The sequence below is a fragment of the Rivularia sp. UHCC 0363 genome (genome assembly GCF_034931125.1).
In the GTDB taxonomy this organism is placed as follows: domain Bacteria; phylum Cyanobacteriota; class Cyanobacteriia; order Cyanobacteriales; family Nostocaceae; genus Rivularia.
The window spans coordinates 1-16,065 of the sequence record NZ_JAYGHM010000107.1; the positions used below are offsets into that span (position 1 = coordinate 1).

The following is a 16,065-nucleotide window of genomic DNA, read 5'->3' on the forward strand; positions in this document are numbered from 1 at the left end:
GCCTCTGCGCTGTTGAACATCACGCTGGAAGTGCCCAGCAGCGCCAAATTAGATTGATAGAGGCCGCAGCGCAACTCGCCCAAACCGTCGGCGTTGCGCCAGCCTGCGTCGGTTTGGGGCTCTGCCGGGCCACCTACTATCGCCACCAATCCCCGCCCTCACCAACGCTCAAACCCCGCCGTGACTCTGCTCGTAAGCTGACTCCATCTGAAGTGCAGCGGGTACTCGAACTGCTCAATAGCCCACGCTTTATGAATCAATCGCCTGCCGAAGTCTATGCCACGCTGCTGGATGAAGGCACCTACCTCTGTTCAATTCGGACATTCTATCGTATCCTCATGCGTCAAGGGCAGCTCAAAGAGCGGTGCAACCAACTGCGTCATCCTGAGTACAAGAAGCCAGAACTGCTCGCAACTGGCATCAATCAGCTCTGGAGTTGGGACATCACCAAACTGCAAAGTCTGAGCAAATGGACTTACTTCCATAAGGAAGCTCGCCGGGGGAAGCTTCCCCCGGCAGACTTCTGCCTCTATGTCATCCTCGATGTCTATAGTCGCTATGTGGTGGGCTGGATGGTGGCACATCGAGAATCCGCTACTCTGGCTCAACAGCTGATTGAGCAGACGGTGCAAGCTCAGCAGATTCAACCTGGTCACCTCACGGTTCATGCTGACCGGGGAGCATCGATGACCTCGAAGTCCGTGGCATTTCTCTTAGCAGATTTGGGAGTGACCAAGAGTCATAGCCGTCCCCATGTCTCCAATGACAACCCCTATTCAGAGGCTCAGTTCAAAACGCTCAAGTATCAGCCGCAGTTCCCAAAGCAGTTTGGTTCGATTGAGGACGCCAGAGCCTTCTGCTGTGAGTTTTTCGGTTGGTATAACCAGGTGCATCATCACAGTGGAATTGGACTGTTGACCCCAGCGCAACTGCATTCAGGGCAGGCTGAGCGAGTACCGCTGCGCGGAGGCCAGCCACAAGCCAAGCGAGCGGCGGTGTTAAACCAAGCCTACGAGAGCCACCCAGAGCGATTTGTTAGAGGCTTGCCCCAGCCGCCAGCCGTGCCGAGTGAGGTTTGGATTAATCCACCTAAAATCTGCCAATTGACTCAGGAGGTGCAACACTAATTTCTCATCCCATCTGTCTCATTTCTATTGACACATTCCGCCGCGTCACAAAGTGACTATCACTGGAGCGAACCGGGTCACGGTAGATCCCCCGAGCGGCAATGCGTTTACCCCATCTGCGTTCATAGGGCTTCGCCCCGCCGTAGGCATAAGTATCGTCAATACCCATCACGAGCCCGCCGCTCACAGCAAAGCACTCGATGAGTTGGTGCAATAAAATTCGACTTGCTGCTTGACGACTCGACCAAACCGCCCGATTGAGAACACGGTGATAGTTCTGGAAGTGAGGCTCATCTTGTAATCCCATGACGCGCAACAAGGCACTGACGGTTCGCTTTCCTGGTGCTAGTAGGATTGCCCCTACCAGCAAGACGAGCACAGATTCCCAGACGGGCTTGGAAAAGAGGGTGGCAAACGCTAGGATAATGGGCATGAATTATGAGCGGTAGCAAGTTCATCAGGAGAAACCAATTAACGCTTTCCTGATTCTGCTACCTTTCCTACTCTCGAAATGGATAAAGTCGAGCTGAGCTATCTTTTGCCATCGGGATATCAAGAACTGTTTTGAGTTCAGTCTGAGCTAACAATGGGCTGGCTGCCCGCTTTCCAACCTTGAATACTCGGTGGAAAGCCTTGGATATTACGGTATCCCAGCATCTGCAAGGCCATTACACCCATGGCTGTACGGTAGCCAGAAGAACAATAAAGAACTACAGGACGATCCTTGGGGATTTTATCCAGATTTTGAGTGAGCGATCGCACCGGAATATTGATGGCACCTGGAATATGGCCACTCCTAAATTCCGAGGGCTCACGCACATCAATCAATAGGGCTTCTTTGTTCTGGAGCATCCCTTTCAAAGCGCCAATTTGTGGCACCGCGTAGTAGTCGCTAGGGATTGATTGCAAAAATTCATCCACCCCTGAAAACGACGCGGTGTTGTCGATTGCCTCTGACGAAATCTCGGTTGGCTGGGGTGATGCCAGTGCCGCAGTTCCCGGAAGGCCGCTCCAAAATACGCCGATGGATAGCCAGCCAGTCAGTAAGATCAGTGCGATTTTTTTCATGGGTAAAACTAAGGTGATAAACAGTCCTTGATATTTAAACAGACTGTTCTGAACGAGGTGGGTCGGAACTGGGGCCAAAGATTCTATCGGTGAAGCGCACATACCAGGCCGCTGCCTGTACCTGGATGATATAAGCCATGGCAACAATCAAAGCAATTTCGGAACCTTGCTCTTTGCCAAAAGCTGTCATGGCGATCGCTAGCGCAATCGACAAATTTCGCATGACGGTGCCATAGACAAGGGCGATCGCATCGCCCCGGTTAAAGAAGACCTTACCGATGATAGTACTGAGCAGGAAATTACCGATATATAAGATCGACAGGGGAATTAAAAACGACAGCAGTACTAGGGGATGAGCAATGATATCTTTGGCTTTAAGCGCCATCGCCACAAACACGATGCCTAAAACGCCGATGGTGGAAAAGGCCGGAAACTTTTGTTTGAGATTTTTGTTGTATTTATCTGCCCCGACAGCTTGAATCAGAGAAATACGGGTGACAAACCCTAAAATCATAGGCAGGAAGACGATAATCACAATTTGCCTGAAGATGCTGGCTAAAGGAATATCGACTACGGCTCCCATCAACCACTTGGCATAAAACGGAGTGGCGACGGAGCCTAAAATCAGGCCAATCACGGTCATCTTGACGGCAGCGCTCAGGTTGCCCTTGGCAAAGCCAGTCCAGGAAATAGTCATGCCGCTGGTGGGCAAGAGCGAAGCCAGCAGCAAACCCAGGGCGACTAGGGGGCGATCGGCAAAAAACAGCCATCCCATGCCAAAGGCAAAGAACGGCACGACGCCAAAATTGATCAGCTGAGTGACTAACTGCACCTTGAGATCCCCCCCTGATAGCACCTGCTGAATCTGAAGATTGATCATCATGGGATACACCATGAGGAAGGTTAGAGGAATGATCAGCACTGTGAGGGCCGAGGGGTCGGTCAGGGCACCGACCAAAATGCCTGCCACCATACAGGCGGGAATTGACCAAATTAGATTTTTTTGAAAGAAGCCCAATACTTTCCACATCGTGATAGGTTCCTTGAAGAATGTAGGGAAGGGGGGATGTTGAGAGAGCGATCATCGTCACCAGGGCCGACGAACAACCGCTGCGATCGTGGCCATGCCAGCACTAATTAGAGTCATTCAGGGGGATTGGTGAACTAGCCAACGTGATGATCGTGAACAGACTTTTAGGGACGTCCCGCCTGGGTCGGGAGACCAGCTTTTTTCCAGGCCATCATGCCCCCGGTGATATTAAAAACCTGGCTAAAGCCCATCTGAGAGAGGGTTTGAGCGGCGACGGGGCTTCGATGCGCCGTCAGACAAATCAGCGCGATGGGAGTCTCTTTGGGGAGTTGCGCCAACCACTGCGGTAAGGCCCAGTTACGCAGAATGGGAACTTGACCGAGCAGAATACGCGGTAGGCTGAGGTTAATGGCATCAGGGGCGTGGAACTGATTGTATTCAAAACGGCTCCTGACATCAATTAGATGTAACGGTTCGGCGGATTGAACAAAGTCTTCTGGAGATAGGTCAACAAGATCTGACCTAGATGACGATACAGATGACATGGAGATTATGGCCTCTCGGTGAGATTAATTGAATGTTAGAAACAGGATTCAGTTAGACCCACCAAGGCTGTTCTCCCGTTCGGGGGTCAGTTTCATTCCAGGGATAAATCCAGACGGCGTTATTTTTCACCGCTACATGCACAATCTTGAGCGGCAGGGGGGCTGGCCCCCGGACAACCTTGCCCTCCTGATCGTAGAGCGATCCGTGGCACGGGCATTGAAACTGCTGGTCGTTCGAGTTCCAGGGAAAAGTGCAGCCCAGGTGAGTACAGTTATCGACGATACCTCTGAGACTCAGCGAGCCATCCTCACTCACTGTTAAATAGGTAGGTTCGCCTGCGAGTCCTGCAATCAAGGCGCGAGTTCCAGGGGGGTTGGCCAGAATTTGGCTGGCTGGGATAGGGTTACCCAACTGATCCTTGGCTAGGATGCCGCCCCCTTCAGTCACCTCCCGAGGCGGAACAAAAAATTGGGCAATGGGGTACAGCGCCGATCCAGCAGTGGCTGCCACCGTTGCCCCGGTCAGAAAGTTGAGCAATTGCCGTCGTGACAACGACGGGGCTTCACAAGGAATGGTATTTTCCATCATTCAAATTATCTCCGGTTACTTAAATAAAATCGCCTGACTTTATGGCAAGGATTGGTTAGACTTGCGGGTATTCAAGCCGAGCAGCCCGTATAGGGCACAGGAACCGATCAGGCTAGTGAGCAGGGCAAGGCCCCCAACAACATCCAGCCCAATTCCCAGGGCTGACCCCGCATAGGTCTGCAGGCCCAAATAAAGCAGAACAGCGGCTGCGACTAGGCGCAGTAAGCGATCGGTGGTACCGACATTGTTAAACATGGGATTTATCTCCAAAAAATAATCAAAATTGAATCCATCAAAATTAAAGCAGGTGAATCTGTGGATGGTGTGAGCAACGGCTATACAGTCAAGAGCTCAACCCTCAAGGACTTAAGCGAAACTCAGGCCACGCCAGCGATCGCAGGCATTACGGCTGCGGGCAGGCGCTCGATCACGGCCTGCATCTTTTCACTGGCTTCTAGGGCAATCGCCTTAGCCTCGGGGGTATGTATCATCAAAAACATCATCAGCGGATCAACCGCCGAGACTTCAATGCGGCCATCTTCATGCTCTTGAACCACAACATTGCAGGGGTAAAGCGCACCAGCTTTATCATCCGCTTGAATCATCTTATAGGCGATGCCTGGGTGACAGGCTCCGAGAATCTTGTAATTCCGAAAATCTTTGCCGAGCTTTTTCTTGAACGCTGCTTGCACATCGATTTCGGTCAGTATCCCGAAACCCTCTTCTTGAAGAGACTCCGTTACCTGCTCTATAGCCTCTTCAAATGAGGCATTCACAACCTTGCTAAAGTGATACATTAATCGTGACTCCATTTGCTGCATTTCTTCTCAATCAGGGAATCCGCCCATTAGGCAGGCGATCAAGATCGCCTATAAGACAAACTCTTGATTGATTAACCTATTCCCACTATATAACCAATTAGTTGTTTAATGTTTCAGTAATTCGTTGTTTTTCGCCATTCAACAAGGAAATAATTCTTGAGGAGCGATGCATAGATTTTGCTCTATATATAGTCTTATATAACTAATTGGTAGTATGCTCAAGTAAGAGAGCAAGCTGTTAACGCTTAAATGACGTGCCTCATAACTTCCTCAAATTGTTGGCTTATGGTTTTATTGGCTGACGTCAGACTCTAGAGATCTGGGTTGCTTCTAGGAGTCCGCTCCGATGGCAGGTATTGTTGCAGCTCACCTAGAAGGCTAGTCGTTCGAGAAAAGGGGGTTTGGTCCGAGGCAAGACCTAAATAAAAAAGTCCGCATGAAAGCGATGGAGGATTAAAAGCAGTATGGCAAATGTTGTTGTAATTGGAGCCGGATTAGGGGGCTTGCCAGCGGCCTACGAGCTGCGACATCTGTTGCCCAAGGAACATACGGTGACCTTGGTGTCCGACAAATCCGAGTTTACCTTTATTCCAGGGTTGATCCAGGTGGCCCTCAATTTGAAGCCGTTAGCGCATGTTCAGGTGGGCTTAGCTCAACTCGCTCAGCGCCACAATCTCAACTGGGTGTCGGGTCAGGTGACGGCCCTCGCCCCCAGCGCTCAGCGCCTGACTGTTGAGGGGCATGGAATCATAGCCTATGACTACTTGCTCATCGCGACCGGCGCGTCCCTCGCCCTGGATTTAATCCCTGGGCTTGGCCCCCACGGCGGCTACAGCCACTCTGTCTGCACTCCCGACCATGCCCTCGAAGCCCGACAAGCCTGGCTCGCGTTTCTCGAAAATCCTGGGCCAATCGTCGTCGGTGCGGCTCCGGAGGCCGGGTGTTTTGGCCCCGCCTATGAATTTGCCCTGATGGCCGATCAAGAACTGCGCCGTCGGGGGTTACGAGACCAGGTGCCGATTACCTATGTGACTCCAGAACCCTATGCCGGACATTTAGGCGTCTCGGGTGTGAACCAGGCCAGAGAACTGACCGCAGACCTGATGCAAGAACGGGGCATTGAAGTCATTGATAATGCCACCATTGCCGCCGTGGAAACCGATGCCGTGACCCTGGCCGATGGCCGCCAGTTGCCCTTTAGTTACGCCATGATCTTGCCTGCTTTTCAGGGGGCGCAGTTTATTCGAGCGGTGCCTGGACTCGGCGATGAAAAGGGATTCATTCCCGTCTTGCCTACCCAGCGCCACCCCGAGTTTGCCAACATCTATGCCGCTGGGGTAAGTGTCAAATTGACCCAGCCCGATGTCACCCCAGTCCCAATTGGGCTCCCCAAAAGCGGGCAAATGGCTGAAGCGATGGCGACCGCTGCAGCCCACAATATCGCCGTTGACCTCAAAGCGATCAAAGCCAAGCCTCAAGTCCCGACCTTAGAAGCGCTCTGCTTTGCTGAGTTTGGCGATACGGGCATTGCCTACATTGCCGCTCCGGTACTCCCTGACCCCAAGACCGGCCAGCGGAAACGCTCCTACGCGGTGCGTGGCCCCTGGGTGGTTTGGGTAAAAGCGGCCTTTGAAGAATATTTCATGCTGAAAATTCGCTTTGGCGTTGGGATGCCCTGGTATGAGCGGTTGGGGCTGCGATCGCTGTTCGGGCTGCAACTGCTGAAGGATGTTTCCGCGCCTTCTCAAGCAGTGGCTACCGACTCTGAATCCCTGGCGAGTTAAGTTTCGCGCCGCCCGACAGACTGCGACTGCTACCCCTTTGCCGATTGATGACGACCCCTTTTGATCAAGTCAGGAGACAGTTCACGATGAGAGTTTTTGCTCGATTAGTCCTTGGTGTATCCCTGGTGATCTGGGTGCTCGTGGCACTGCCCGCGATCGCCCAGGCTCAGCCAGACCCTGCCGAACTGGCTAAAGCCGTTGAAGCCATTGAAAATTTAGACGCCATGCGCAGTGGTCTGGCGGCCTATCTGGAGGATGCCCCCGAACCGCCGACCGCTGAAACCATGAAGCAGGTCTGCAAACCCGTGGGCATGAAAGCCATGCAGTTGAGTAAAGAAAACGGCTGGCAGGTGAAACAGATAGCGACGAAATACCGCAATCCGGCCCACGCCCCTGACAATGTCCACGCTGAAATGGCCCTGACTAAATTTGAGCAAGATCCCAACCTGACGGGTTTTTGGGAACCCGAAACCCTGGATGGGCAGACGGGGACTCGCTACTACCGCCGCATCAATGTGGAAGCGAGCTGTCTCGCCTGCCATGGGGCTCAGAACAATCGTCCGCAATTCGTGCAGGATAATTATCCCCAAGATCTCGCCTATGACTTTAACGTGGGTGATTTGCGGGGCATGTACGCGGTCTTTATTCCCGATGTCAAGCAGGCCATTGAAGAGGCGCTTTCCGCGTCGTAGTTGAGGTGTTAATCCATGACCCATCACATTCGTCAAATCGTTGCATTTCTGACGATGACTGCTCTGGTTTGGGTGTGCTGGCTGGGGATTATCTTTCAGGCATCCCCAGCCTCAGCCGCCATTCGATCCCTTGAAGAAGCGCCCGGACAGCTCGTCTATCAGTCGCGGCAACCGCTGAAAGATCAGCATGGCAATACTTGGCAAGCGATCGCCTTCAAACGGATTCGTCCGGATGGCAGTACTGTTCTCGCTCTCCGCCTGGTGGGATTTCCGGGGATAGCGGAGATCAATCGCGAGCGACCCTTAACCCTCACGAACTCCTTGGGCAAAACCCTGACGGCAGAGGATGCCTCTCAAAAAATTTTCACCGATGCCGCCGCCCCTGAAGCCAATGTGGGCCAATACGATTTGGCTCCGATTGTCTCAGCATTAACCGCCGTTATTCCCTGGCAACTGAGCCTGCCAACCCTAGACGGAGAGCCTGTCGAGCTGTCGGTGCCTCCCACCCTAGTCCAGGAATGGCAGACGCTTTTTAACCAGTCCTAACGTTTGCCAAGCCAATTAAGCGATCGCGCTAATTAATCAACTTTAGAAAATTCAGCCCTAGAGCACTCCACTATGAAACACCAACATCACAATCGTCGCTGCACCCGGCTCGGACAGTCAGGCAGTTCCGGCTTTAATCCTGGCAATAGAGTTTTACAGATATCCGGCGGTGGAAAACATGCTACTCCAATGCTCGTAGATGACCGTTCCCTACCCGATGAGCGCACCCGGCAGGCAATGCGCGCGGCCCTTGACGACGAGTACAAAGCCAAAGCCTTTTATACGGCGGTCATTAAGAAGTTTGGAGAGGTCAGACCTTTTAGCAACATCGTGCATGCAGAAGGTCGTCACACTCGGCGCTGGCAAACCCTCTTTAGCCAGTACGGCTTACCGGTTCCTGCAGATTCCTACGTCGGTCAGGTTGAGGCTCCAGGCACATTGGCTGCTGCCTGCGAGATGGCGATCGCTTCTGAAGTCGCTAACGTCCAAATGTACGATGAGTTTCTCGAATTTGTCACTGAACCAAACCTGCGCGACACCTTTAGCCAACTGCGCTACGTTTCTCAAAATAACCACAAACCTGCGTTTGAACGCTGTGCTCAGCGTCTAGCGAGCAGCGGACGGGGATCGGCTCATTGCGGCCATCGCTAGAAAAGAGATTTTTACCTTAGATGTTGACTCAAATAGGAGTAAGACCATGTCTATTAGAGCAATTACCCGACCGTTGAAAACGGCCAATATTACGGTTGTGAGCAATGCGACCAGTCTGCATGTTCAAGGCGACAAAGTGACCAAGCTCAGCGCCATACCAGGGCAAGAAGCGGTCAATCCCGCCTCAATATCTGTTGATCTGACTGTTCAAGACCCGCAAACCTTGCCGGGAGTGCTCGCTGCAGCTGAGGCGCTAGAGCTGATGTTTAATGTAGAGGATGCCCTGGAGTTGGGGCTGTTGCTGGTGGCGATGGGGTTGGAGAATACGTCGAGTGATCGCATCTCCGCCACCCTAGATCGCCTGACCCAGCTCATCAGTGAACTAAGCTAACGTTCTAGGGCAACTCGCGCTGTTAACCCTGCTGCTCAAACTCTTCGATGGCTTCCATCACGTGGGCCGCATACATCAGCGATGGGCCACCCCCCATCATGACGGTCACGCCTAGCGTTTCGACAATTTCCTCCCGCGAGGCTCCCGCTTGCAGCGCCGCCCGGGTGTGAAAGGCAATACAACCGTCGCAGTGGGTGGCCACCCCAATCGCCAGCGCCATCAGTTCCTTCGTTTTAGCATCCAGTGCCCCCGACGTCGAAGAGGTGCGGCTGAGTCCATAAAACGCCTTCATGACATCGGGCAGTTCTTTTGCCAACTGACCTGTGTAGCGCCTGATGTGGGTGATTTGATCAGAATAGGAAGGGAAGGGAAGGGGGAATTTGCTTGAGACATGGCAGCTTTGTCAGTAAATGGCGATTAGCACACCCTCAATTCTAGAGGAGACTTTACGTTATGACGTCCGATTCAATCAGCCCTTCTGATCAACGATTGGCGGCGGCTCCACTCTCATCCACGCCTTTAGGCAATGATCTGCCCGCAACAGCTCCCGCTGAACCCAAAACCCTCAAAGAGCGCTGCTACTGGCTGAGCTTTCATCGAATCTGGGGTGTGCTGCCAGACGAGAGCCTAGAGGCGATCGCGGCTTCCTTACAACTGCTAACGGTTGAACCTGGCACTGACATCTATCACCAGGAACAAGCCGCCATCGGGCTTTATTTATTGAAATGGGGCAGCGTTGAAATTTATCGCCAGTCGCCCGTGGGTCGAACCCACATCTGCTATCGCAGTGCGGGTGACTTATTTGGCTATGTGCCGCTGGTCGCCGCGACGGCCACGGCCACGTATCAGGCGAGCGCGAGCGCTATTGCGCGACGATTAGAGAGACCTGTTGCTGACAACTAACTTGGCTGCTCCAGATGGAACCAACAGGGTGACTCAGCAGCGGCAATAAAAAACACTAGGACTATCCCTTGAGAACGGAGACTCCTAGTGCCTGGTAAATACATAAATTCAATTCAACTCCAAGTATACATGGATGCAAGAACCACAGGCAGCAGCCAACTCACGGCTGCGGCCAAAGCCGGATTCTGTGAACGCACTGGCCGCCGCATTGACTCAGGCACTCATCAACCCAAGCAGGGACAACCCCGCGACTGGCGCACCCGCGCTGACCCGCTAGCCGAGGTCTGGAACAGTGAACTCGAAGCGATGCTCACTCAGCAGCCAAAGCTCGAAGCGATGAAGCTGTTCGAGCATCTGCAAGAGCAGCATCCTGGCCAGTACCAGACAGTCTTGCGCACCCTGCAACGCCGAGTTTCAGACTGGAAAGCCCAGCATGGAGTGCCCAAGGAACTGATGTTTGAGCTGCGCCACAATCCTGGCGAGATGGGCTTGTCCGACTTCACCCAACTCAAAGGCGTGAGCATTACAATTGCCGGACTGCCCTACGAGCATCTGCTCTACCACTACCGCTTGGCCTACAGCGGCTGGCAGTATGTGCAAATCATTGAGGGCGGCGAGAGCTTCATTGCTCTGGCTGAAGGCTTGCAAAATGCTCTGGCTGCCTGTGGAGGAGTACCTAAACAGCACCGAACTGACAGCTTGAGCGCGGCCTATGCCAACAGCGGCGGCAAACATCGACTCACAGAGCGCTATGGGGCGCTCTGCCACCACTACCAGATGCAATCGAGCCGCAACAACACAGGTGTGGCACATGAAAATGGCGCTATTGAGTCCTCGCATGGCTACTTCAAACGCCGATTGGTGCAGCAGCTGTATGTGCGGGGCAGTTTTGACTTTGCCACGATTGGCGAGTATGCGGCATTCATCAGGGCAGTGGTGGAGAAGCTGAATGCCAAATGCTCCTTGAAGTATGCCGCTGAGCTGGCTCTGTTACAGCCTTTGCCACGATATCGCTGCGCCGACTATGAGATTCTGAGCGTGCGGGTGAGTTGCCGCACCACGGTGGACATTAAATCGGTGCTCTACACCGTACCCGAACGTTTGGTGGGCCGAGCTTTGACGGTTCACCTCTATCACAATCGCGTCATCGGCTATCTAGGGACTCAGGCCGTCGTCGAGTTGCCCAGATTGAGCAGTCTACCGGCGCATCAGGGAAGGCGCTTACGCTGCATCGACTACCGGCACTTGGTGCAAGGACTCAGGCGGAAGCCACGGGCTTTGCTCTACTGCACCTGGCAGCAAGAGATTCTGCCCAATGCCGAGTAACGAGCAATCTGGCAGCAGATGCTGGAGCGCTTTGACGCTGAGTGTGCAGCACGAGTGATGGTCGAGGCACTCTACATTTCAGCGACGCAGGACAAAGAGCTAGCCGTGTCCCAGTATCTCCAGCAACAGTTGGCAGAAGGCAGTTTGACGATTGGCGGACTGCAACGCCAGTTTCAACTGCTGGCTGTTGCCAATCCACCCGCAATTGCCGTTACTCAACATTCCTTAGCCAGCTATGACCAGCTGTTGCACTATGAGCCAGCCAACCCGCCCAACCCCTCTAGTCCCGACGACTCCCATGCCACTGAGTCCATACGAGAATCTGAGCATCCATCTCAAGAGCCTGAAGCTCTCCCACATGCTCAACCATTGGCAAAGGCTCGAACAGCAGGCGACTCAGGAGCATTGGAGCTATGCCCAATTCCTGCTGGCACTCTCGGAACTCGTTGGCGAAGCCTGTGCGTAGCACGAAGCCACCAGACGTTACCAGGCCAGGATTCAGCGGGCCATCAGCGAGTCTCAATTGCCACATGGCAAGGCGCTCAGCAACTACGAGTTTGCTCACTGCCCCAGCCTCAACCCGGCATCGGTGATGGCTCTGGCTCAGGACATGAGCTGGATAAACCAGGGCGGCAACTGTTTGATATTCGGGCCTTCGGGCACTGGCAAGACTCATCTAGCATCTGGCGTTGCCCGCGCCACGGTGGAGTTGGGCAAGCGAGTCAAGTTCTTTTCTGCCACCGCTCTGGTGCAAATCCTTCAGCAAGCCAAGCTGAATCTGAATCTGCCGGGGATGTTGGCCAAGCTCGACCGCTACGATCTTTTGGTGGTGGATGACCTGGGCTATGTCAAGAAGAGTGAGGCGGAAACCTCTGTGCTGTTTGAACTCATTGCTCATCGCTATGAGCGCAAGAGTCTGATGATTACAGCCAACCAGCCGTTTCGAGACTGGGACAGCATCTTTGCCGACTCAATGATGACGGTGGCGGCGATTGACCGCTTGGTGCATCATGCGGTGATCTTGGAAATTCAGGGCGAGAGTTATCGGCAGCAGGCAGCTCTCAAGCAAGCTCAAGCGGCAAAAGCAGCTAGACCAGCGGTAAAGGAGTAGTTCTCGCTATGGCGCTTTAATTGAATCACTGAGGATCTAATTGTGGAAAACGGTTATCCACAATTGGATACTTTGTCATGCTGAATTAGCAGTAGTAAAATATACTCTTGCCCATCCTTAAAAGAGTAATTGTCATCCGGATGACAATTACTCTTTATCATTCCAAATTAGGCCAGTCTAGTTGTCGTTTGTTGAAAAGATAGTTGACATTTCATAGCCGTTGATTAAATTACAGCGACTGCCCCGAGAATTTGGCTGTGTAGCGACGATTGCCCTAAAACTAGAGGGCCTGAATCCCGCTGCTTCGGTCAAAGATCGGATTGCCATCAGCATGATTGAGGAAGCCGAGGCGGCTGGCTTAATTCAGCCCGGAGTCTCCATCATCGTGGAAGCCACCTCTGGGAATACCGGCATCGGACTCGCCATGGTCTGTGCTGCCAAAGGGTATCGCCTAATTCTCACCATGCCCGACAACATGAGCCGGGAGCGGCAGCAAATCGTCCGGGCCTATGGCGCAGAAATTACGCTGACCCCAGCAGCGTTGGATATGGCTGGGGCGATCGCCCGTGCCAATGAAATTCTAGCTACGGTTCCCAACACCTTTTCACCGCAGCAGTTTAGTAATCCTGCTAATCCCAAAATTCATTACGAGGCGACTGGTCCCGAGATTTGGCAAGATACCGAGGGGCAACTGGACGTGCTGGTGGTGAGCGTGGGCACGGGAGGCACCCTAACGGGGGCAGGACGCTATCTCAAACAGCAAAATCCCGATCTCAAGATTGTAGCGGTCGAGCCAGCCAGCAGTGCCGTGCTCAGTGGCCACTCGGCGGGACGCCACGATATTCAGGGTATCGGAGCCGGTTTTGTCCCTGATGTCCTACGGGTGGATTTAATTGACGAAATTATCACCATTGCAGACGACACCGCCTATGAGTTGGGTCGAAAAGTGGCTCAGACAGAAGGGATCTTGAGCGGAATTTCAACAGGAGCTGTGCTGTCAGCGGCGTTTCAGGTCGCTCAACGCCCCACCCATCAAAATCAGCTGATTGTGGCCATTCAAGCCAGCGGAGGTGAGCGTTATCTGAGTACGCCGATGTGGACCATTTTGGATGAGCCCCTAGTCACTGAAGCGACACTGCTGCCATAGTTGCCGCGATAATTGGCCCAAACCACAAACACCATGACCACTGGTGCAGCCATTCCCCATACGCGTTCCTACCCCGACAAGAAATCCACCCAATATCATGGCAACTGGGGAAAAAGCAGACTGGGGAGTGGGTTGAGGGGCTACTCCGTACTCATAGATCAGGCCACCGACCAGCATTCCTGCAATGAACAGCCAGCGCCAGCTCTCTATATTTCTGAATTGAAGAACTCCACTGAAGATCCCACTTATTCCTGCAATCCGCCCATTAAAAGCCAGCAGCATAGTGGCGCTCAGGCCAATCAACATCCCCCAGAGAAGAGCTGCGATCCAGTCAATTTCTACCATTGTTTCCTCCAATTGCGTGATTTGCTCAGCTATTGATGAGCAACCCTCAAGCCAATGAACTCACGGCCTGATAGGGCTTAAATCCACTGCTGAGGGTATAGGCGTTAAAGCCGTTTAGCCGTAAAACATGGGTGGCAGAGTAAGATCGCTGACCAACCTGACAATACCCCCAGATTTTCTGCTCCGGGTTCAACTCTGACAAGCGATCGCTAATCCGAAGGCTCCACATACCGAGGTTCCCTGCACGCCCCGGAAACGACTATCGCGGCCAAAAATCACATCGGCGGCAATGCGGCCCTGACGATTGGCGGGGACTGCTAACGGGATGGCTGTCCATTCCCCCGTCACAAAATCCCTGACTTTCACCGTATCGCCCACGGCCCAAGGATGGCCCTTTTCGCGCGTTTACCAGTATCGCTGAACAGTGGTCTGGGCCATTCCTTCCTCAATAGTTCGAGAAAGAGAAAGGCTCTGGCGATTTTGCACCAGCACAAAAGTCGCCACGACCAGCAAAAAGTAGCCAAAGACTTTTTGCAACCGTTGAGCGGGGACAAATTGAGCCAGATAAGCCCCCGGAATAGTGCCCAGGCTGGCCGCAAAAATGAAGGATACCATCAAGTGCCAGTCCAGATCGACATGGCCCAGATACCCAAGAAATCCGCTAACTGAGTTGGCAATAATAATTAGCAAAGAGGTGCCAATTGCTTGTTTCATCGGCACCTTAGCCAGCAAAACTAAGGCGGGCACGATCGCAAAGCCGCCCCCGACCCCCACCAATCCGGTCAAGATACCCACGCCCAGCCCTTCGATTAACAGCCAGAGCCAGCAGAAGCGGCATACGGGTTGGGGATACAACGCCAGGAGATCGTCAGTCTTCAGCGGTCGAGCACTGCGGTAGATCATAAAACCCGCTGCCAGCAGCATCACTACGGCAAACAGCAGCATTTGAAAGGTTTCAGAAACCACGGGTAGGGTGGCAATCTTAGCGCCGGTAAAGGTGCCCACCATCGTGGCTGATCCAAACACCAGCGCCGTTTTGAGGTTAACGTTACCCGCCCGCCAGTGGGGAATCAGCCCTAGCAAACTGACGGTGCCGACGATCACTAGGGTCATGGCGATGGCGCTCTTGGGCGGCACCCCCATGACATACACCAGCACGGGCAAAGCGAGCACCGAACCGCCCCCGCCCATAAGGCCTAGACTAAGGCCAATGCCCCCCGCCAGCACGAGGCTCAAGATCCACTGCATTAGCCCTGACTCCGCTGGTTTGGGGCATAGCGCAATAGGAATCGCGGTTCTAAGCTCGGTTGAAGCATAAGAGCATCTACTGTGGGCAGATGGTTGGAGTGAGAAGCTGACATGTAAATGTCTCCTGATCATGATCCAAGGGTTGCTGCCTAAAGCGACCGAACAAATCTGACAGCGTTGAGCGGCAATGACTTAAACCGTCACCAAACGACCACAGCGTTCATTGGCAGGCACAGCCTCCATAATCTTTTTGGGGTTCGGCAAGTCTAGAGAGGCCATGAACTGAATAAATTCTTCGCGACTGCGGCCTCTAAAGCGAGGATTCCATCGCTTTTCTTCCCCAATGGTCGAAACAGTCTGGCCTCGATAATCATGACCGGGATACACCAGGGTGCTGTCCGGCAGAGTGAACAGCCGCTGGGTGACGACATCGTAGAGAGTCCCAGCATCCCCGCTCTGGAAGTCGGTGCGACCACAGCCGCGAATCAGTAGTGCATCACCCGTCAACAAGTAGGTGCCATTGACCCAATAGGCCATGTGGCTATCGGTATGGCCAGGGGTAGCGATCGCTTCCACCGTCACGCTGCCGACCCGTAACACCTCACCATCGCCAATGAACCGATTGGCGCAGACCGCCTGGGCGTTTGCGGGCACAATCCCCACACAGCCAGTGGCCTCCCGTAGTTGGGCTGTACCGGTGATATGGTCAGCGTGGATGTGGGTTTCCAGACAATACTTCAG

The 16,065-nt window shown here is 53.5% G+C and carries 21 protein-coding genes and 1 pseudogene; 10 read left to right on the forward strand and 12 right to left on the reverse strand.

Features of this window, described 5'->3' with window-relative positions; translation table 11 throughout:
- On the forward strand, nucleotides 1-1,127 hold a 1,127-nt coding region (locus tag VB797_RS33190; protein WP_323242056.1), incomplete at its 5' end, for a DDE-type integrase/transposase/recombinase.
- A gap of 4 nt (nucleotides 1,128-1,131) precedes the next feature.
- Here VB797_RS33190 and VB797_RS33195 read toward each other — a convergent pair.
- From VB797_RS33195 to VB797_RS33225, 7 genes are all read right to left on the reverse strand, one after another.
- On the reverse strand, nucleotides 1,132-1,560 hold the full coding sequence (locus tag VB797_RS33195; protein ID WP_323242057.1) for a transposase: 429 nt from the start codon (nucleotides 1,558-1,560) through the stop codon (nucleotides 1,132-1,134).
- 137 nt (nucleotides 1,561-1,697) lie between these two features.
- Nucleotides 1,698-2,195: a rhodanese-like domain-containing protein gene (locus VB797_RS33200; RefSeq protein WP_323242058.1), complete on the reverse strand. Its 498-nt coding sequence runs from the start codon at nucleotides 2,193-2,195 to the stop codon at nucleotides 1,698-1,700.
- A gap of 34 nt (nucleotides 2,196-2,229) precedes the next feature.
- Nucleotides 2,230-3,225: an arsenic resistance protein gene (locus VB797_RS33205; protein WP_323242059.1), complete on the reverse strand. Its 996-nt coding sequence runs from the start codon at nucleotides 3,223-3,225 to the stop codon at nucleotides 2,230-2,232.
- A 164-nt stretch (nucleotides 3,226-3,389) separates the two neighbouring features.
- The gene (locus tag VB797_RS33210; protein ID WP_323242060.1) at nucleotides 3,390-3,770 is read right to left on the reverse strand and encodes a rhodanese-like domain-containing protein; all 381 of its coding nucleotides are present in this window, start codon (nucleotides 3,768-3,770) and stop codon (nucleotides 3,390-3,392) included.
- Between the two features lie 52 nt (nucleotides 3,771-3,822).
- Nucleotides 3,823-4,356, reverse strand: a complete 534-nt coding sequence (gene petC, locus VB797_RS33215) for a cytochrome b6-f complex iron-sulfur subunit (RefSeq protein ID WP_323242076.1) — start codon at nucleotides 4,354-4,356, stop codon at nucleotides 3,823-3,825.
- Nucleotides 4,357-4,398: 42 nt separating this feature from the next.
- On the reverse strand, nucleotides 4,399-4,614 hold the full coding sequence (locus VB797_RS33220; protein WP_323242061.1) for a DUF2892 domain-containing protein: 216 nt from the start codon (nucleotides 4,612-4,614) through the stop codon (nucleotides 4,399-4,401).
- Nucleotides 4,615-4,736: 122 nt separating this feature from the next.
- Complete coding sequence (locus VB797_RS33225; protein WP_323242062.1) at nucleotides 4,737-5,180, reverse strand: DUF302 domain-containing protein; 444 nt, start codon at nucleotides 5,178-5,180, stop codon at nucleotides 4,737-4,739.
- A gap of 464 nt (nucleotides 5,181-5,644) precedes the next feature.
- Here VB797_RS33225 and VB797_RS33230 point away from each other — a divergent pair, with 464 nt between their 5' ends.
- From VB797_RS33230 to VB797_RS33250, 5 genes are all read left to right on the forward strand, one after another.
- Complete coding sequence (locus VB797_RS33230) at nucleotides 5,645-6,964, forward strand: NAD(P)/FAD-dependent oxidoreductase (protein ID WP_323242063.1); 1,320 nt, start codon at nucleotides 5,645-5,647, stop codon at nucleotides 6,962-6,964.
- 86 nt (nucleotides 6,965-7,050) lie between these two features.
- Nucleotides 7,051-7,656 (forward strand): DUF3365 domain-containing protein, encoded by a 606-nt coding sequence (locus tag VB797_RS33235; RefSeq protein ID WP_323242064.1) that lies wholly within the window; start codon nucleotides 7,051-7,053, stop codon nucleotides 7,654-7,656.
- Between the two features lie 15 nt (nucleotides 7,657-7,671).
- Nucleotides 7,672-8,202: a DUF3122 domain-containing protein gene (locus VB797_RS33240; protein WP_323242065.1), complete on the forward strand. Its 531-nt coding sequence runs from the start codon at nucleotides 7,672-7,674 to the stop codon at nucleotides 8,200-8,202.
- Between the two features lie 72 nt (nucleotides 8,203-8,274).
- Nucleotides 8,275-8,853, forward strand: coding sequence for a DUF2202 domain-containing protein (locus VB797_RS33245; RefSeq protein ID WP_323242066.1), 579 nt, complete (start codon nucleotides 8,275-8,277; stop codon nucleotides 8,851-8,853).
- Nucleotides 8,854-8,899: 46 nt separating this feature from the next.
- Nucleotides 8,900-9,244: a hypothetical protein gene (locus tag VB797_RS33250; protein WP_323242067.1), complete on the forward strand. Its 345-nt coding sequence runs from the start codon at nucleotides 8,900-8,902 to the stop codon at nucleotides 9,242-9,244.
- Between the two features lie 22 nt (nucleotides 9,245-9,266).
- Here the strand turns inward: VB797_RS33250 and VB797_RS33255 are convergent, their stop codons facing one another.
- Complete coding sequence (locus tag VB797_RS33255; protein WP_323242068.1) at nucleotides 9,267-9,560, reverse strand: carboxymuconolactone decarboxylase family protein; 294 nt, start codon at nucleotides 9,558-9,560, stop codon at nucleotides 9,267-9,269.
- A gap of 137 nt (nucleotides 9,561-9,697) precedes the next feature.
- Between VB797_RS33255 and VB797_RS33260 the strand changes: the two genes are divergently transcribed.
- The 4 genes and pseudogenes from VB797_RS33260 (at nucleotide 9,698) to cysK (ending at nucleotide 13,731) form a co-directional block, all read left to right on the forward strand.
- Nucleotides 9,698-10,147 carry a cyclic nucleotide-binding domain-containing protein gene (locus VB797_RS33260; RefSeq protein WP_323242069.1) on the forward strand — a complete coding sequence of 150 codons (450 nt, stop codon included), beginning with the start codon at nucleotides 9,698-9,700 and terminating at the stop codon, nucleotides 10,145-10,147.
- Between the two features lie 129 nt (nucleotides 10,148-10,276).
- Entirely contained in the window at nucleotides 10,277-11,473 is a 1,197-nt protein-coding gene (gene istA / locus VB797_RS33265) for an IS21 family transposase (protein WP_323242070.1), read from the forward strand.
- Between the two features lie 298 nt (nucleotides 11,474-11,771).
- Nucleotides 11,772-12,584: pseudogene (gene istB / locus VB797_RS33270) on the forward strand (IS21-like element helper ATPase IstB).
- A 220-nt stretch (nucleotides 12,585-12,804) separates the two neighbouring features.
- The gene (cysK, locus tag VB797_RS33275) at nucleotides 12,805-13,731 is read left to right on the forward strand and encodes a cysteine synthase A (protein WP_323242071.1); all 927 of its coding nucleotides are present in this window, start codon (nucleotides 12,805-12,807) and stop codon (nucleotides 13,729-13,731) included.
- Here cysK and VB797_RS33280 read toward each other — a convergent pair.
- From VB797_RS33280 to VB797_RS33290, 4 genes are all read right to left on the reverse strand, one after another.
- Entirely contained in the window at nucleotides 13,702-14,076 is a 375-nt protein-coding gene (locus tag VB797_RS33280; protein ID WP_323242073.1) for a YeeE/YedE family protein, read from the reverse strand. The two genes, cysK and VB797_RS33280, sit on opposite strands and share 30 nt — an antisense overlap.
- A gap of 46 nt (nucleotides 14,077-14,122) precedes the next feature.
- Nucleotides 14,123-14,305 carry a rhodanese-like domain-containing protein gene (locus VB797_RS35110; protein ID WP_416350966.1) on the reverse strand — a complete coding sequence of 61 codons (183 nt, stop codon included), beginning with the start codon at nucleotides 14,303-14,305 and terminating at the stop codon, nucleotides 14,123-14,125.
- Between the two features lie 176 nt (nucleotides 14,306-14,481).
- Complete coding sequence (locus VB797_RS33285; protein WP_323242074.1) at nucleotides 14,482-15,324, reverse strand: sulfite exporter TauE/SafE family protein; 843 nt, start codon at nucleotides 15,322-15,324, stop codon at nucleotides 14,482-14,484.
- Nucleotides 15,325-15,516: 192 nt separating this feature from the next.
- Nucleotides 15,517-16,065, reverse strand: a 549-nt coding sequence (locus VB797_RS33290) for an MBL fold metallo-hydrolase (protein WP_323242075.1), incomplete at its 5' end; no start/stop codon positions are given.

What these genes read in the sequence shown, in the direction of transcription:
- VB797_RS33230 (WP_323242063.1), top strand. Translation starts at nt 5,645, where the DNA reads ATGGCAAATGTTGTTGTAATTGGAGCCGGATTAGGGGGCTTGCCAGCG.
- VB797_RS33200 (WP_323242058.1), bottom strand. Translation starts at nt 2,195, where the DNA reads ATGAAAAAAATCGCACTGATCTTACTGACTGGCTGGCTATCCATCGGC.
- VB797_RS33250 (WP_323242067.1), top strand. Translation starts at nt 8,900, where the DNA reads ATGTCTATTAGAGCAATTACCCGACCGTTGAAAACGGCCAATATTACG.
- VB797_RS33280 (WP_323242073.1), bottom strand. Translation starts at nt 14,076, where the DNA reads ATGGTAGAAATTGACTGGATCGCAGCTCTTCTCTGGGGGATGTTGATT.
- VB797_RS33205 (WP_323242059.1), bottom strand. Translation starts at nt 3,225, where the DNA reads ATGTGGAAAGTATTGGGCTTCTTTCAAAAAAATCTAATTTGGTCAATT.
- VB797_RS33285 (WP_323242074.1), bottom strand. Translation starts at nt 15,324, where the DNA reads ATGCAGTGGATCTTGAGCCTCGTGCTGGCGGGGGGCATTGGCCTTAGT.
- VB797_RS33245 (WP_323242066.1), top strand. Translation starts at nt 8,275, where the DNA reads ATGAAACACCAACATCACAATCGTCGCTGCACCCGGCTCGGACAGTCA.
- petC (WP_323242076.1), bottom strand. Translation starts at nt 4,356, where the DNA reads ATGGAAAATACCATTCCTTGTGAAGCCCCGTCGTTGTCACGACGGCAA.
- VB797_RS33225 (WP_323242062.1), bottom strand. Translation starts at nt 5,180, where the DNA reads ATGCAGCAAATGGAGTCACGATTAATGTATCACTTTAGCAAGGTTGTG.
- VB797_RS33220 (WP_323242061.1), bottom strand. Translation starts at nt 4,614, where the DNA reads ATGTTTAACAATGTCGGTACCACCGATCGCTTACTGCGCCTAGTCGCA.
- VB797_RS33210 (WP_323242060.1), bottom strand. Translation starts at nt 3,770, where the DNA reads ATGTCATCTGTATCGTCATCTAGGTCAGATCTTGTTGACCTATCTCCA.
- VB797_RS33260 (WP_323242069.1), top strand. Translation starts at nt 9,698, where the DNA reads ATGACGTCCGATTCAATCAGCCCTTCTGATCAACGATTGGCGGCGGCT.
- VB797_RS33240 (WP_323242065.1), top strand. Translation starts at nt 7,672, where the DNA reads ATGACCCATCACATTCGTCAAATCGTTGCATTTCTGACGATGACTGCT.
- VB797_RS33235 (WP_323242064.1), top strand. Translation starts at nt 7,051, where the DNA reads ATGAGAGTTTTTGCTCGATTAGTCCTTGGTGTATCCCTGGTGATCTGG.
- istA (WP_323242070.1), top strand. Translation starts at nt 10,277, where the DNA reads ATGGATGCAAGAACCACAGGCAGCAGCCAACTCACGGCTGCGGCCAAA.
- VB797_RS33195 (WP_323242057.1), bottom strand. Translation starts at nt 1,560, where the DNA reads ATGCCCATTATCCTAGCGTTTGCCACCCTCTTTTCCAAGCCCGTCTGG.
- VB797_RS35110 (WP_416350966.1), bottom strand. Translation starts at nt 14,305, where the DNA reads ATGTGGAGCCTTCGGATTAGCGATCGCTTGTCAGAGTTGAACCCGGAG.